The sequence below is a fragment of the Pedobacter zeaxanthinifaciens genome, assembly GCF_003313335.1.
GTDB lineage: Bacteria > Bacteroidota > Bacteroidia > Sphingobacteriales > Sphingobacteriaceae > Pedobacter > Pedobacter zeaxanthinifaciens.
This window is the reverse complement of sequence record NZ_QMHP01000006.1, coordinates 1-15,323: the sequence shown is the minus strand read 5'-3', so window position 1 is coordinate 15,323 and position 15,323 is coordinate 1. Positions and strand designations below refer to the sequence as shown.

At 39.9% G+C, this 15,323-nt stretch carries 16 protein-coding genes; 7 read left to right on the top strand and 9 right to left on the bottom strand.

Features of this window, described 5'->3' with window-relative positions:
- Positions 1–88 precede the first annotated feature (88 nt).
- From DUT68_RS10395 to gltX, 8 genes are all read right to left on the bottom strand, one after another.
- A complete protein-coding gene (locus DUT68_RS10395; protein WP_113638134.1) occupies positions 89–451 on the bottom strand; it encodes a response regulator in 363 nt (120 codons plus the stop codon).
- 2 nt (positions 452–453) lie between these two features.
- Complete coding sequence (locus DUT68_RS10390) at positions 454–1,026, bottom strand: chemotaxis protein CheB (protein ID WP_113638133.1); 573 nt, start codon at positions 1,024–1,026, stop codon at positions 454–456.
- The gene (locus DUT68_RS10385; RefSeq protein WP_237088312.1) at positions 1,023–1,817 is read right to left on the bottom strand and encodes a CheR family methyltransferase; all 795 of its coding nucleotides are present in this window, start codon (positions 1,815–1,817) and stop codon (positions 1,023–1,025) included. Before DUT68_RS10385 ends, DUT68_RS10390 begins: the two co-directional genes overlap by 4 nt.
- 32 nt (positions 1,818–1,849) lie before the next feature.
- Complete coding sequence (locus tag DUT68_RS10380) at positions 1,850–2,224, bottom strand: response regulator (protein WP_113638132.1); 375 nt, start codon at positions 2,222–2,224, stop codon at positions 1,850–1,852.
- An 8-nt stretch (positions 2,225–2,232) separates the two neighbouring features.
- Positions 2,233–5,829, bottom strand: a complete 3,597-nt coding sequence (locus DUT68_RS10375) for a response regulator (RefSeq protein ID WP_113638131.1) — start codon at positions 5,827–5,829, stop codon at positions 2,233–2,235.
- An 82-nt stretch (positions 5,830–5,911) separates the two neighbouring features.
- On the bottom strand, positions 5,912–7,045 hold the full coding sequence (locus tag DUT68_RS10370) for an ATP-binding response regulator (protein WP_113638130.1): 1,134 nt from the start codon (positions 7,043–7,045) through the stop codon (positions 5,912–5,914).
- Positions 7,046–7,125: 80 nt separating this feature from the next.
- Positions 7,126–7,968: a KPN_02809 family neutral zinc metallopeptidase gene (gene ypfJ / locus DUT68_RS10365; RefSeq protein ID WP_113638129.1), complete on the bottom strand. Its 843-nt coding sequence runs from the start codon at positions 7,966–7,968 to the stop codon at positions 7,126–7,128.
- 30 nt (positions 7,969–7,998) lie between these two features.
- Complete coding sequence (gene gltX / locus DUT68_RS10360; RefSeq protein WP_113638428.1) at positions 7,999–9,510, bottom strand: glutamate--tRNA ligase; 1,512 nt, start codon at positions 9,508–9,510, stop codon at positions 7,999–8,001.
- Positions 9,511–9,692: 182 nt separating this feature from the next.
- Between gltX and DUT68_RS10355 the strand changes: the two genes are divergently transcribed.
- The 4 genes from DUT68_RS10355 (at position 9,693) to DUT68_RS10340 (ending at position 13,031) form a co-directional block, all read left to right on the top strand.
- Positions 9,693–10,922: a sensor histidine kinase gene (locus tag DUT68_RS10355; RefSeq protein WP_113638128.1), complete on the top strand. Its 1,230-nt coding sequence runs from the start codon at positions 9,693–9,695 to the stop codon at positions 10,920–10,922.
- Complete coding sequence (locus DUT68_RS10350) at positions 10,882–11,385, top strand: DinB family protein (protein WP_113638127.1); 504 nt, start codon at positions 10,882–10,884, stop codon at positions 11,383–11,385. Before DUT68_RS10355 ends, DUT68_RS10350 begins: the two co-directional genes overlap by 41 nt.
- Before the next feature lie 62 nt (positions 11,386–11,447).
- Entirely contained in the window at positions 11,448–11,876 is a 429-nt protein-coding gene (locus tag DUT68_RS10345; protein ID WP_113638126.1) for a hotdog fold thioesterase, read from the top strand.
- A gap of 105 nt (positions 11,877–11,981) precedes the next feature.
- Positions 11,982–13,031, top strand: coding sequence for a DNA topoisomerase IB (locus DUT68_RS10340; protein ID WP_113638125.1), 1,050 nt, complete (start codon positions 11,982–11,984; stop codon positions 13,029–13,031).
- Between the two features lie 161 nt (positions 13,032–13,192).
- Here the strand turns inward: DUT68_RS10340 and DUT68_RS10335 are convergent, their stop codons facing one another.
- Positions 13,193–13,555 carry a DUF6249 domain-containing protein gene (locus DUT68_RS10335; RefSeq protein WP_113638124.1) on the bottom strand — a complete coding sequence of 121 codons (363 nt, stop codon included), beginning with the start codon at positions 13,553–13,555 and terminating at the stop codon, positions 13,193–13,195.
- Positions 13,556–13,694: 139 nt separating this feature from the next.
- Here DUT68_RS10335 and DUT68_RS10330 point away from each other — a divergent pair, with 139 nt between their 5' ends.
- From DUT68_RS10330 to DUT68_RS10320, 3 genes are all read left to right on the top strand, one after another.
- Positions 13,695–14,021: a DMT family transporter gene (locus tag DUT68_RS10330; RefSeq protein WP_113638123.1), complete on the top strand. Its 327-nt coding sequence runs from the start codon at positions 13,695–13,697 to the stop codon at positions 14,019–14,021.
- 171 nt (positions 14,022–14,192) lie between these two features.
- Positions 14,193–14,774 carry an RNA polymerase sigma factor gene (locus DUT68_RS10325; protein ID WP_113638122.1) on the top strand — a complete coding sequence of 194 codons (582 nt, stop codon included), beginning with the start codon at positions 14,193–14,195 and terminating at the stop codon, positions 14,772–14,774.
- A gap of 2 nt (positions 14,775–14,776) precedes the next feature.
- Positions 14,777–15,268 (top strand): anti-sigma factor family protein, encoded by a 492-nt coding sequence (locus tag DUT68_RS10320; RefSeq protein WP_157960836.1) that lies wholly within the window; start codon positions 14,777–14,779, stop codon positions 15,266–15,268.
- The last annotated feature ends 55 nt before the right edge of the window (positions 15,269–15,323 follow it).

The window sequence follows — 15,323 nt, the reverse complement described above, 5'->3', positions numbered from 1 at the left end:
TTGTTGTGTCGAGTTTACGAGACATGTGTCAATTATGTGGATCAACAGCCTTACGAAGTTTCGAAAACTTCGTAAGGCTTCATAAAAACTATCTCCCTATCAGTTCAATTACTTTGTTTTCCAGCTCATCAATATCAAAAGGTTTTGGCAGATAGCTTTCCGCTCCGGCAGCTTGTGCTAAAGCCTTAATATCGTTATTAGCCGAAAAGTACACCACCGGGATAGATTGATATACCGGATGCTTTTTAAGTTCCTGTGTAGCGGCAATACCGCCAACATCGGGCAGCCAATTGTCCATCAATATCAAATCCGGAACAAAGGCCGCAACCTGGTCAATGATGTTGTTAGATGTAGATGACGTTCTTGTTTCGTAACCTGCTCCCTCTAAAATTAAAGTGCACAGCTCCAAAATATCCTTATTGTCATCAAAAATATAAACCCTTTTGCTCATTTTTAGCCCTTTGCAGATAATGAATTGATATAACTTACCATTTCTTCTATTTTTAAAACTTTTGAAACATTTGCCTTTAAAATTGCCTGTTCGGGCATGTAGCTTACTTGCGCTGTGTCCGGATCCTGAACCAAGGCTAAGCCGCCATTCCTTTTAACGGTAATTAGTCCATTAACACCATCGGCATTGGATCCAGATAGTAAAAGACATACTAAACGGTCGCCGTAGGCATCAGAGGCCGTTTGAAAAGTTACATCAATGGAAGGACGAGAGTAATTTACTTTTTCCGAATAATCCAAGGAAAAAGTAAAATCCTTCTCCACTAAAAGGTGATAATCAGAGGGAGCGATGTAGATATGTCCACTAAGGATTTTTTCCTTTTCATCAGCTTCCTTAACCTTCAAATCTGTGCGGTACGAAAGCAAATCAGTAAGCAACGAATCGGTGCCCTGTTTGCGGTGTACCACAATAATTATGGTAAAATCAATGTTAGCGTTAACTTCTGGGAGCACTTTCAACAGCACATCGAGGCTCCCGGCAGATCCGCCAATAACCAATGCTCCACACTTTTTCATGTATTTACTTTCCTCCAAATTTTCTCTGATTCCATCCTTTTGTACATTGGCGATATGGGTGAAAAATCAATCGTTTCTTTTGTTCCTAAAGCTAAATATCCTAAGTTTTCTAAGCTCTGATCAAACAATTGCAATACACGAAATTGCAGCTGCCTATCAAAATAGATTAACACGTTACGGCATAAAATTAACTGAAATTCATTAAAAGATCTGTCAGAAACTAAATTATGGGTAGAAAAAATCATTTTGCGCTTCAACTCTTCATCAAACTTAGCCAAACTGTAGTTAGCAGTATAGTATGATGAAAACTCTTTAGTACCACCGGCAGCGATATAATTTTCCGAGTAGCTTTTCATCTGGCTCAAGGGAAACATGCCTGCATTTGCTTTTTCTAGCACAGTGGGGTTAATATCGGTAGCGTAAATGAGTGATTTATGCAACAAATTGAGTTCGCTCAAAAGGATGGCCATGGAATAGGCTTCTTCCCCGGTAGAGCAGCCCGCCAACCAAATCCTGATGAAGGGATAAGTATTTAAATTGGGCAGTATTTTACGGCGTAGCGTTTGGTAAAAGGAAGGGTCCCTAAACATTTCAGTAACGTTAACCGTAACGCCTTCCACAAAATGTTTAAAGTACACCTCGTCGTTGAGTGTTTTGTACCTAAATTCGGCAAAGCTCACATGCTTATCGAGGGTATATAATCTGGAGAGTCGTCTTTTTAGGGAAGCTCTTGAGTAGCCAGTAAAATCATAACCATGATGCTCCAACACATCATTAATTAAGATTTCCACTTGCTCATCAGTTATTATTCCAGAATAAGGCACTATAAATAATTATTTAAAAGTTTAATCAATTCTTCAACGTTAACGGGTTTAGAAATATAACCAGTTGCTCCAGCATCAAGGCATCTTTCTTTGTCGCCTACCATGGCTTGCGCAGTTACGGCAATTACGGGTATATCTCTTAAATCCGCATCCTGTTTCATCTTTGCCAGCGCCTGATAACCGTCCATTTCTGGCATCATCATGTCCAAAAGAATCACCGCTACATCGCCTTCATTTTTAATGATATCAAAACCTTCGGCAGCGCTATTGGCAGCTAAACAGGCATACTTTTTAGCAGTTAAAACAGCTTTGAGCGCAAAAATGTTTCTGCTGTCGTCATCAATAATTAATATTTTTTTTAATTGGGTTTGCATAAAAAGTGCTAGTTAATTTTGTCGTAAAGCCAAACTCTAAGTAATGAAATCAGCTGATCGATATCGACAGGTTTTGAGATATAATCAGATGCGCCAGCGGCGATACATTTTTCACGATCGCCAAGCATGGCTTTTGCAGTAACCGCTAAAATTGGCAGATTTTTGTAAGCCGCCATTGCCCTAATTTGCTTTGTGGTTTCGTAGCCGTCCAGTTCAGGCATCATCATATCCATCAATACCACATCTATTTTAGGGTTAGCTTTAATGGCTTCTAAGGCTTCGCGGCCATCAGTTGCCGGAATCACTTTCATTTTGTGCGGCTCTAATGCTTTGGTTAGCGAGAAAATGTTACGCACATCATCATCTGCAATAAGCACCACTTTGTCCTTCAACACATCGTTAAGGTTTTGCAGTGTAGCAGCCTTAGGCTCGATTTTTTTGTTTCCACGCTTTTCTTCTACCAAGTGTAAAAATACCGCCGCCTCATCTAAAATACGTTGGTACGAATGCGCTGTTTTTACCACAATGGAATCCGCATACTGCTTAATTCGGTTTTCTTCTCCTTTGGATAAATTTTTACCAGTAAAGATGATGATTGGCAAGTTTTCCAAACCTTCGCTCTTTTTAATCACCTCTAAGGTTTCGTAGGCATTTTTATCTGGAATACCCATGTCTAAAATCACACAATCAACCTCTTTAGTTTGCAGGGCATCAATACTATCCGAAATGTTAGAAGCTACCGTAGTTTGCAAGTTGGCGTTGCTTAAAAAGTGGCTTAGCGCCTGTGCATGTTGCTTGTTTTCTTCAACAATAAGCACTTTTTTAGGGTTTTTGCTCAAGGCATGCTCTAGCTTTTCGAACACTTGTTTCATGTGTTCTAGCGCAAAAGGTTTATCAATGAAATCCACAGCTCCTTTTTGCAAGCTCTGCTTTTTAGCAGATAACGAAGACATGATATGCACCGGAATATGTCTGGTAGCGGGATTGCCTTTCAGCTCGTCCATTACCTGCCATCCATCTTTAATTGGTAGCTGAATATCTAGTAAAATTGCCCTCGGGCTATATTTTTGGGCCATTTCAATCCCAATATCACCACGCACAGCTACTAGGCCTTTGTAGTTTCTTTTACGGGTAAAGTCCAGTAAAGTTTTGGCGAAATAAGTATCATCTTCGATAATGAGAATTACCCTATCATCAGCCTGAATTTGATCCCTGTCATCAGCTACATCCTCAGGAATTTTGGTTACCACAAAACTTTCCTCTTGCTGCTCGTTTAAGACAACGTGGTTAGCGCTAGCTTCCTCTTCCTCCTGAAGTTCGGCGAAAATATCGTCGCTGCGTTCGTTAAAGTTGTGGGGGATATACAAGGTAAATGTACTTCCCTCATTTTCTTTACTTTCCAGCGTAATGGTACCGCCCAGCAATTTAGCAAGCTGTTTGCTAATAGAAAGCCCAAGCCCAGTACCCCCAAACTTACGGCGTGTTGAACCATCTGCTTGTTGGAAAGCCTCAAAAACCAACGACTGCTTATTTTTCGGAATACCAATACCCGTATCGGCTACTGAAAAGCTTAACATGCCATTTTTTTCTTGATAACCGATGGATAAACTTACTTTGCCTTGTGAGGTAAACTTGAAGGCGTTAGATAGTAAGTTTTTCAAAATTTGAGATAAGCGCATCTTATCCGTGTGGAAAGCATTAGGCGTATCTCCAGAAACGCCAATCACCAAATCAAGGTGTTTATCTTTTGCTATCGGCATAAATAGGGAGCGGATATCGGCGGTAATTTCTTCCACACGAACCTCGCTAATTTCCAATTCCATTTTACCAGCTTCAATTTTCGAAAGATCTAAAATCTCATCAATTAAGCTTAATAAACCTTGTCCGGAACTTTGAATTACTGATGCGTATTCCGTGTATTCTTTTGCTAATTCTTCACTCTCCGACATTAATTTAGAGAGTAACAAAATGGAGTTTAAAGGCGTACGCAACTCATGCGACATGTTAGCTAAAAACTCTGATTTATATCTGGTGCTTTGCTCTAACTGCTCTGCTTTTTGTTTAATTTCAAGGTTACGCTCTAAAATCAGCTGATTACGCTCTTCTAAAAGGGCACTTCTTTCTTCCAGTTCTTGATTGCTTTGTAGCAATTCTTCCTGCTGCACCCTCAGCTCCTCTTCCGAAGCCTGTATTTTTTGTGTTTGCGCTTCTAGCTCCGCATTTAATGCTTCTAGCTCGCTGTGCTGTGCCTGTAATTCTTCCGCTTGAGATTGTGTTTCTTCTAAGAAATCTTGTAGTTTCTTTCTGTTTTGCGCCGCATTGATGGCAATGCCAATGTTCGGAGAGATGTTTTGAAGAAAATCTATTTTACGCTGCGGATAAGCGTGTACCGTAGCTAGCTCAATAACACCCATGGCAAGGCCATTTCTAATAATTGGGAAAGCAATTACGCAGGTAGGTTTGGTTTGCCCCGTAGCATAGCTGATGGTAGCTTCGTGGTTGGGCACTTTTTCGAGTAAAATCAACTTTTCCGACTGGAATGCTTGGCCTACTAAACCCTCGCCAATGGTAATTTTCCGCTGCTGTTCTTTAATATTTAAGGCAAAACCACTGGTAAGGTGCAGTTGCTCGTCATCTTCCAACAAATAAAATGCACCTACAAAACTTTTGGTATGCTCAACTACCGCAGCTAAAATATCTGAAGCTAAAGCAGCAGTATCCTTATCGCCAACCATTTTCTCATTAAGCACCGCAATACCAGTTTGCATCCAATCTTTATCTTCCAAAGCGGTGAAAGAAGTTTGTAGCGCTTCGGCCATGGCGTTTAAAGATGACGATAAAATACCAAGCCCGTCTTTAGAGGTTTCGTGAATCCTTACTTTGTAATTGCCGGTAGAAATTTGGTGCGCAATGCTTTTTATGGTTTCAATCCTTTTTGCAGTATCTTCGTTAATTTGCTGCAATTGGTTAAATAAGGAAACTCTTTCGTTAAACTCGCCACTTACTTTCCTGTAAAAGAAAACTGTACTTAAGATGGATAATAGGGCAGCCAGTATAATTAGAAACGGAGAAAAACCCGCTAAAGAGGTCATTTCCTTTGTTTTTTCTGCTAAGGAGCGACGTTCCTCGATCCTGATTTCGCGGATCAATTTACGGGCACTATCCATGTAAACTTTGCCCTGCAGTAAGGTTTGTTCTAGTACTTGGCCTTTTTGTCGCTTAAGCTCAATAGTGCTTATCAAAATTTGCATCCGCTTATCTATTACCGTTTTTAGCTCGTTAAGTTTTTGCTGTTCAAAAGCATTATCTTTTGTGGCTAAAAAAACACGGTTAAATAGAGAATCAGTGCGGCTAATGCTTTTCTCGTAGGGATCTAAAAATACTTCGTTACCTGTTAAAAGGTAACCCCTTTGGCCAGTTTCCGCATCTTTTAGCATTGATACGATGTTGTCTACATCATTGATAATGCCATTGCTTTCCACTACCAAATCGGCGCTTTTAATTAAGTTTTTAATACTGATGAAAGAAGCCGTTGAGCTAATGATGAGTAGGAGTAGAGAGATACCTAAGCCTATGCGAAGGTTACTTTTTAAAGTTAATTTCATCCGTTAATATTTAGAGTTCCACCGTTTTGGGTGCACTTTTTAATCCGTTAAATCAGTTATAGCTTGCCGCATTACGGCTCAATCAATTAGTATCTGCTTCGGCTACCAATGGTTCAATAGGTATGGTGAAATAAAATTCAGAACCTTCACCATAGTTAGATTTAACATTGATTTGTCCGCCGTGTCTTTTGATGATTTCGGAGGAAATGTAAAGCCCAATTCCTAAACCCTGAAAACGCTGAGATGTTTCCTCAACACGATAAAATTTTTCGAAAACTCGTTGCACTTGCTCCGGGCGCATTCCAATGCCGTAATCCCGTACGCCCAAATACAGTTCCTTATTTTGCAATCGCACATTTAGTTTAGCTTCGCATGTTCCAGGCGAGTATTTAATGGCGTTGGTTAGGAAATTAACAATCACTTGCTCAATGCGCATTTCATCGGCAAATATTGGAGTGCTTACTTTTCCTTCCTTAATAATTTTAAATTCGGGATTTGATTGGTGTAACACTTCAATAATGCCCTCCAGTAGCTGGTCAAAATCAAAGTATTGTTTATTGAACTTTAACTTGCCACTTTCTATTTTGGAGATATCAAGCAAATCGGCAATAAGTCCATTCAGTTTTTCGAGTTGTATTTGCGCTTTTGAAAGATGGCTTTTCACCAAATCAATATCGCCTTTGGCCAAACCACGCTCCAACAATTGGATATAGCCCTTTACGCTTGTAAGTGGCGTTTTCAGTTCGTGGCTAGCAATGCTGATGAATTCATCCTTTTTACTTTCGGCGGCTTTTCTGAATTCGATTTCTTCCAATAGCGCCTTTTGTATGTCGTTAAGTTTACGGCTTTGTTCGTAAATACGATAAAAGGTTTTGATCTTTAAAAGAAGAATGTTGATGTCGACAGGTTTAGTAATATAATCCAAACCGCCGGAAGAATAGCCTTTAGCAATAAACCTAAACTCGGTATTTGCTGCGGATAAGAAAATAATTGCTGTTTCTTTGGCTTTGCTGTAACCGGAAATCACTTCGGCTACTTCAAAGCCGTCCATTTCTGGCATTTGCACATCTAAAATGATGAGTACGTACGAGTTTTTGAGCACTTTTTTGAGCGCCTCTTCGCCTGAACCAGCTGTATCTACTTCAAAACCATGTTTTTCGAGAACGTTTTTCAAAGAAATGAGGTTCTCTGGAGTATCGTCAACAAGTAAGATCATTTCCAAATGTAAATAAAATTGATTGGAATAAAATTTTATTTAAAACTTATAGCTTTATTCCAATTAGTTTTCAGATGCTTTCAAAATCTTTCAGAGTTAAAAGTATCTCCCTGATTGATGGCTCCTGTTTCAAAACCTTTTTTAAACCAATACATGCGTTGGGCAGAGCTGCCATGTGTAAAGGAGTCTGGAACTACCTGTCCAGTAGCTTGTTTTTGAAGTTTGTCATCACCAATGGCATTGGCTGCGGTTAAGGCTTCTTCCAAATCTCCAGGGTCAAGCCTAAAATCTTTTAAGTTTTGCGCATGATGGGCCCATAAACCGGCGTAAAAATCGGCCTGTAGCTCCAACATTACCGAAAGTTTATTGTACTCTTTTTCGCTTAGCCTACCACGGGCTTGCTGTACTTTTTCGGAAGTGCCCAAAAGATTTTGTACATGGTGGCCAACTTCATGAGCAATTACGTAGGCTTGGGCAAAATCGCCGGCGGCACCAAATCTGGTTTTTAGCTCCTCAAAAAATGAAAGGTCAATGTAAACTTTGCTATCCGCAGGGCAGTAAAAAGGCCCTACTGCCGATGAAGCACCGCCACATGCTGTTTGTACACCATCGGTAAACATGCGTAGTGTAGGATGCTGGTACTGTAAGCCCATCTGTTCAAATTGGGCGTCCCAAACTTGTTCGGTTGATTCTAGTACGCCGCTTACAAATTTTTTCTGCGGATCATCGTTTGGAGAACTTCCAGTTGTCACATTAGCTTGGTCGGATGCAACAGGTAACTGGCTTACCAAGCCCGTTAAATCTTGCCCAAAAAACAACCCAATTAAAACTACAATGATGCCCAAACCGCCGCCAAGAGCTAGCTTGCCACCACCGCCGCGACCATCCTCTATGTTGTCGCTACCTTTTCCAAACCATTGCATAGCATGATATATTTGAAATCAAACAACAAACTAAGCATTAAGTTTTGACAAACAGTAGGCAATTCTTTTTTGTGTTTCTTCTTTTCCTAGAAACTTAACGATATCGAAAACACCAGGACCAAATTTGCCGCCAACCAACATCATACGCAAAGGCAACATCACTTCGCCGGCTTTTAAGGATTTGCTTTCCGCTAGGGCTTTAAATTCAGTTTCTAATTCTGCAGCGCTAGCATCTATATTTAAAGTTTGTGCAAAAGTTTCAAAGAAATTGGTTTTTTCGGCAGTCCATTTGGGCGCAATGGCAGATATGTCGTAATCCTGCGGTGCCACAAAGAAATAGCCCAACTGGCTCACAAAATCAGACAGTAAAGTGCACCTATCTTTTACCAATGCTATGGCTGTTGCCAATTTTTCACCATCTGTAACTGTTATCCCAGCGCTACTAAGTTCCGTTTGCACGTTTGCAATTAACTGCTCAACAGGCGAATTTTTAATCCACTCGTGGTTGAACCATTTTGCTTTTTCAAAATCGAATTTGGCTCCCGCTTTACTGATTCGCTCAACGCTGAAGCTATCAATTAATTCGTTTAGCGTGAAAATTTCTTTATCCGTTCCATCATTCCAACCCAACAATGCCAAAAGGTTCACGAAAGCTTCAGGCATAAAGCCTAGTTCCTTAAATCCTTTGGTCAAATCTCCAGTTTTGGGATCAGTCCAGTTCATGGCATAAACCGGGAAACCCAGTCTATCGCCATCGCGTTTGCTGAGCTTACCATTGCCATCAGGCTTTAAAATTAGCGGCAAGTGTGCCCAATTAGGCATTTCATCGCCCCAGCCCAAATATTCCCAAAGCAATAAATGTATTGGTGCAGATGGCAGCCATTCTTCCCCTCTAAAAATATGTGAAATTTGCATGGCACGGTCGTCCACCACCACTGCTAGGTGATAAGTAGGCATGCCGTCTGCTTTAAGTAACACTTTATCATCAACCAAATTGGTGTCAAAAGTTACTTCGCCCCTAATCATGTCCGTAAATGTTACTTGCTCGTTAGCAGGCATTTTAATACGAATTACATGTGGTGCATTTTGTGCCAAAAGCTCACTAACTTCACTTTGTGTAAGTGTTAATGAGTTGCGCATTTGCATGCGGCTTTTTTGACCGTATAAGAAATTTGGCTCTTGTGCTCGTTTTGCGGTAAGCTCTTCGGCTGTATCAAAGGCGTAGTAAGCATAGCCGCTGTTAACCAATTGCTCGGCATATTGACGGTAACTTGGCTTGCGTTCGCTTTGTCTGTACGGGCCAAAAGCACCGGGTTTTTGTGGGCTTTCATCGGGAGCAATACCGCACCACGCTAAGCAATCTACAATGTATTCTTCGGCTCCCTCCACAAAACGGGTTTGATCGGTATCTTCAACCCGTAAAATAAAAGTTCCGTTATGTTTTTTAGCAAATAAGTAGTTGAAAAGGGCGGTCCTAACACCTCCTAAATGTAAGCCTCCGGTTGGGCTTGGCGCAAATCTTACTCTAACTTCTTTGTTCATGGTTATGTTAAGCATGTAGTGTTGGCTTAGATGGGATACTAAAACTTCCATCTTTTGCCAGCGCAAAGATATGTTTTTCTTCGGTTTTATGTCTTTTTGATGGGCAAGGAAGCGATTACACTTTTGAAAAAGCACAATGGTTTTGTAGTTTTTCCGTTCTGATATTGTATTTTGCAACTCAAATGAATCCCTACCAAAAAAAGCGACGTTGGAAACTTTTCCTGTTGATATTTGCCATCGTTATTGGGGCAGCATCGGTGGTATACACCAATTTTTTCGTTAAAAAGATGGAAAGGGAAGAAGCCACCCAATTTTTACTTTGGGTTAAAGTGGCCGAGCAGCGAATGTTGATGTACGATAACGAACAGCTGACAGACGTTTTCGAAACCATTAAAAAGAACAATAAAATGGATGTAATCATCACTAAAACCGATGGTTCTATTTATTTGTGGGATGGTTTAGATACGACCAAAACATTTTACCCAGACAACAAAGCCAAGCAATACGATTCGCTTTATTTTGAAAAGCAGTTGCGTAAAATGAAAGACCAGCACAGGCCGGCAAAAATGAAAGGAATTGACGACGAGCCGCTCATTGCTTACTATAAGGATTCGAGTATGCTGACGCAGCTACGGTTTTTCCCTTACATACAATTAGGTGTGATTGCTTTATTTTTACTCACTGCTTACGTTGGATTTAGTGCCGCTAGGAGGGCTGAGCAAGATCAAGTTTGGGTAGGTATGGCCAAGGAAACTGCGCACCAGCTAGGTACGCCCATTTCATCGCTAATGGCATGGACAGAGCTCATCAAAACCCGTTTCGATGCCGAGGATGATCCCTTGGTAGCGGAAATGGAAAACGACATTCAACGCCTGGAAATCATTGCCGATCGTTTCTCTAAAATAGGTTCTAAGCCACTTTTGGAAGATCACGTTGTCTTTGTGGTTATCAATAACTTTGTGAATTATTTTAAAGTAAGAGCTTCGGAAAAAATCAACTTCCAAATTACCGGTGATACCCAAGTAAGAGCCATGTTATCGATTCCTTTATTTGATTGGGTGATAGAAAACTTGTTGAAAAACGCAGTTAACGCCATTGATAACGATGGTACCATTACTGTAAATATCATTGAAAACCTCACCAAAGAGGAGGTGTTTATTGATGTTACCGATACTGGAAGGGGAATTCATCGATCGAAGTTTGACACTGTTTTTCAACCGGGCTACACTACCAGAAAAAGGGGATGGGGCTTGGGCTTATCGCTAACCAAGCGTATCGTAGAGAATTACCACCGAGGACAAATTTTCGTAAAAGAATCAGAAATAGGAAAGGGAACAACCTTCCGCATCATTTTAAAAAGCAGTATCACTTATGAACCAACCACAAACACCAGAATATCCCCGTTGGGCTGAAAAATACATTAGCCTAGTAGGTGATAGTGTAATAACAACACTAGCAGCACAGGCAACTGATTTCCCAAACTTTATGCGTGGTTTACAAGCTAAGGCAGATTATGCCTATGCACCCGGAAAGTGGACCATCAAAGAGTTGCTTGGACACATGATTGACACGGAACGCGTATTGGTGTACCGTTTAATGTGTATTACAAGAGGAGAAAAAGCTTCGTTGCCAGGCTTTGATGAGGATAGCTATGTAGCTCATGCTCATTTTTCGCAAAGCGAATTAGCAGACTTGGCAGAAGAATTTGGATTACTTAGAAAGGCCAATTTATTTTTGATTAAATCTTTAAATGAAGAAGAATTGAATAGAAAAGGCGTGGCAAATGATTTAGAAATTAGCGTTAGGGCCATAGTTTTCGTGTTAGCGGGGCATGTAATTCACCATCAAAAAATTATAGAAGAAAGATATTTATAGTCGAATTTGTAAAGTTTGTACGGTTACATTTTGACTTTTATTTTTGGCTTTAAACTTAACATATGATTTGGTTCAAAGAATTTACACCTGAACAATTAAATAGTAGGCCTAAAAACCATATTGGAGCATTACTTGGTATTGAGTTTACTGAAGTTGGTGCCGATTATTTAGTGGCTACTATGCCGGTTGATGAGCGTACGCACCAGCCAGCAGGAATTTTGCATGGCGGAGCTTCGGTGGTTTTGGCCGAAACATTGGGGAGCATTGCATCTTATATGTGCATTAATCCTGATAAGCACATTGCCGTTGGCTTAGAGGTGAATGCCAATCACATTAGGCCGGTAAGCAGTGGCTTGGTGAAAGGCATATGTAAGCCGCTTCACATAGGTGCAAAAACGCATCTTTGGGAAATCAAACTATATACTGATAAAGGCAAAATGAATTGCGTAAGCCGACTAACAGTAGCGATTTTGCCCAAACCACAAGGATAAGGGTGTATTACTAGCTTACATCAATATTTTAGCTCCTTTAAATTTCGCGTAGCGAGCAACAAAACTATTTGCTCTTGATTGTTGTTTTTGCCATAAATAACAATCATGGTAAGCACAGCTGATATCATTAATAATAGTCAATTGGTTTTTGTTAGTCCAGAAAAGGGAGGGATTTACCGTAAAGGCGCCCCTGGCAAGTTCAAATACGAAGATCATAAGGGAAACAAGGTTACAGATGCTGTTGCCCTGGAACGCATACAGAAACTGGTTTTACCTCCAGCTTGGACTAACGTTTGGATATCACCAAAGAAAAACGGCTACCTACAGGCTGTTGGCGTTGATGCCGCCGGACGCAAGCAATATCGCTATCATCAAGAGTGGGTAAACCGCAGATCAAACCATAAATATTTCCGGCTTTTGGAGTTTGGAAAGGCACTACCCAAAGCAAGGCTGCAAGTGGAAAAAGACTTACGTCGACGCAATTTCGATGAACGCAAAGTACTAGCGCTTTGTGTTAAAGTTTTGCAGGAAACTTTAATTCGAATTGGTACGGCCGCTTACGAAAAAAGTTATAATAGCTACGGCTTAAGTACTTTGAAGGACAAGCATTTGAAGCAAAAATCTAACGGTACATTTTTATGTTTTGTTGGGAAAAAAGGGGTGAGCCAAGAAGTTAAACTTACTGATAAACGCCTGGTGAAACTGGTTAAAAAAAGCCGCGATATTCCGGGGCAGGATCTTTTCCAATACTACGATGCATACAACGAACGGAGAGCGGTAGATTCGGGAATGATTAACCAATATATTAAAGAAATTACCGGTGATGATTTTACAGCAAAAGATTTTAGAACTTGGGGCGGGACTTTGGAAGCCTTGAGGCAGCTGGCTATTTGCAGTAACCAAAACCCAGAGATTTCTGCAAAAAAACATGTAGTTGCCGCATTAGATTGCGTAGCGGCTAAGCTGGGAAATACCCGTGCTGTTTGTAAAAGTTCCTATGTTTATCCCTTAGTGTTAGAAGCATTTGAGAAAGGCGAATTGAAACGTTACCTTAATAAAATTGCAGTAACGGAAGCTGATGAGAAAAAAGCCTTGAAAAATGACGAAGCTGTACTGATCAAGTTCCTCAAGGCGATGAACAGCAGTAAAGCTTAATGATAGCTTGGAGATTTGCGAAGTTTCTAAAACTTCGCAAATCTTACAGAATATAAAGGATCAAACTTATCCTTCGCAACGATGAAATCCATGCATTCGTCGCTAAAACGAAAAAACCACGGTGCTACAGCATCGTGGTTTCCTAAAATAGAAGTTCATTACTATGGTTGTTGGTCAAGCCACTTTTTCTCTATCACATAAGATGTGATCAAACCTAAACCGCCGAAGATGAAAATACTTCCGAAATAGATAGCTACTGCCTGTCCTTGTTCTGCATCCTTCATTTCGCTTCCAAAAACTCCTCTAACTGTAAATAATGCCACTAATAAACCTAAGCCTAGTCCAACCAATAACAGCCCAAATTTTAAACTGATAAATGGTTTTGGTGTCGCTTTTCTAAGTCCAGGATCAATTCCTCTTTCAATCATGGCCATCTTCTCTTTATTAATCAAATATCTGATGCCGAAAACCAAGGAGAATGAGCCTATAAATAGCACAATTGGTATTAATTCTTTGCCTCCCATAACTTTATAATTTTTTGTTAAATATTCTTTTTAATTTCTCTGAACCGTGTTCTGATAGCTATGACAACCTCAAAAAAAAATAGGTTACACCCTGCCATTAAAAAAGTTAATTTTGCCAGTACACTAAATAAATAATGAAATGAATTGGGTGATATTAATTATTGCAGGCTTATTTGAAGTGGCCTTCGCCTCTTGTTTAGGAAAAGTAAAAGAAACTTCTGGCACAGAGGCAGCTTGGTGGTTTGCTGGCTTTTTAATATCGCTAACTATTAGCATGCTTTTGCTTATTAAAGCAACACAAACTTTGCCCATAGGTACTGCTTACGCAGTTTGGACTGGCGTTGGAGCTGTAGGTACCGTACTAATGGGCATTTTCTTTTTTAAAGATCCGGTAAGTTTTTGGCGGGTGTTTTTCATTATCACATTAATAGGTTCCATTGTGGGCTTAAAGGCAGTTTCGCATTAATGTAATGGTTTTATAATTTATGGTTGCGGGTTTAGATGATTAGGCATTGCGGAGAGCATACGTGTAGTCAGTTAACCGGTTAATCAATTACACGATTAACCAATTACCCTACTCCAAACAAATTTGTAAATTGCTGTAACCCGAATTAAATACTTTGCGTCATAGTAAGTAATGCAGCAAATAGCCACAGATTTAGAACTCATCAACTCCATTTTAGCTGGAAATACGGCTAATTATGCCCTGTTGGTGGGCCGTCATCAACGGTTTGTTTTTACTTTGGCCTTGCGCTTTGCAAAAAATAGGGAAGATGCAGAAGAAATTGCTCAAGATTGCTTCATTAAAGCGTACAAAGCATTGGGAACTTTCAAACAAACTTCTAAATTTTCAACGTGGTTGTACACCATCACGTATACTACGGCAATGACCTATTTGCGAAAGAAAAAATTAAATTCGACTTCTATTGATGATGAAGAACAAGTGTTGCAGTTGCCCAATACCAACAACGCTTTTGATGCTGATTTAGTAGAAAGAAAATCTAACTATAAGTATTTAAACGAAGCCATAGCTATGCTTTTGCCTGATGATGCTGCCATTATTACACTTTTTTATAAAGCGGAGCAAAGTTTAGAAGAAATTGGCATTGCGCTTGCCATGGATCCTAACACGGTGAAGGTGAAGCTGCATAGAGCGAGACATCGTTTGAAAGATAAATTACAATTTTTGTTAAAAGATGAAACAAAGGAGTTAATATGACAATGCAAGAAGAACAACTTTGGAACTATATTGATGGCAATTGCTCTGAAACCGAGAAACTAGCTATCGAAGCTAAGCTAGCAACTGATGCTGCGTACAGCAATCTTTATCAGCAATTGCTTGAATTAAATCAAATGATTGCCGCAGAAACGGAAATTGATGAACCTTCCATGTCATTTATGCGGAACGTAATGGACAAAGTGCAGCATGAAATTGCTCCTGTCCAGCTAAAAACTCGAGTTGATTCCCGTATTATTTATGCCATCGGCGGATTTTTCTCTATTACATTGCTTGGGATTTTGGTTTATGCCTTCGCTACCGCAAAGTTTACGGTTGGCAAACTGATTCAATTTGATTTAGATGCTGACATAGACAAACTAATTAATCCAACGGTAATGATGGTTTTCGTGTTTGTGAATGCAGGTTTACTATTGGTTTATTTAGATTTTTATCTCCGAAAAGGATTGAAAAAGGTACAAAAAAAGGGAGAATAATTTCCAGTCATGGTCGGAAGATTTTTCTTCCGACTTTTTTGTTTTAAAGAGATTG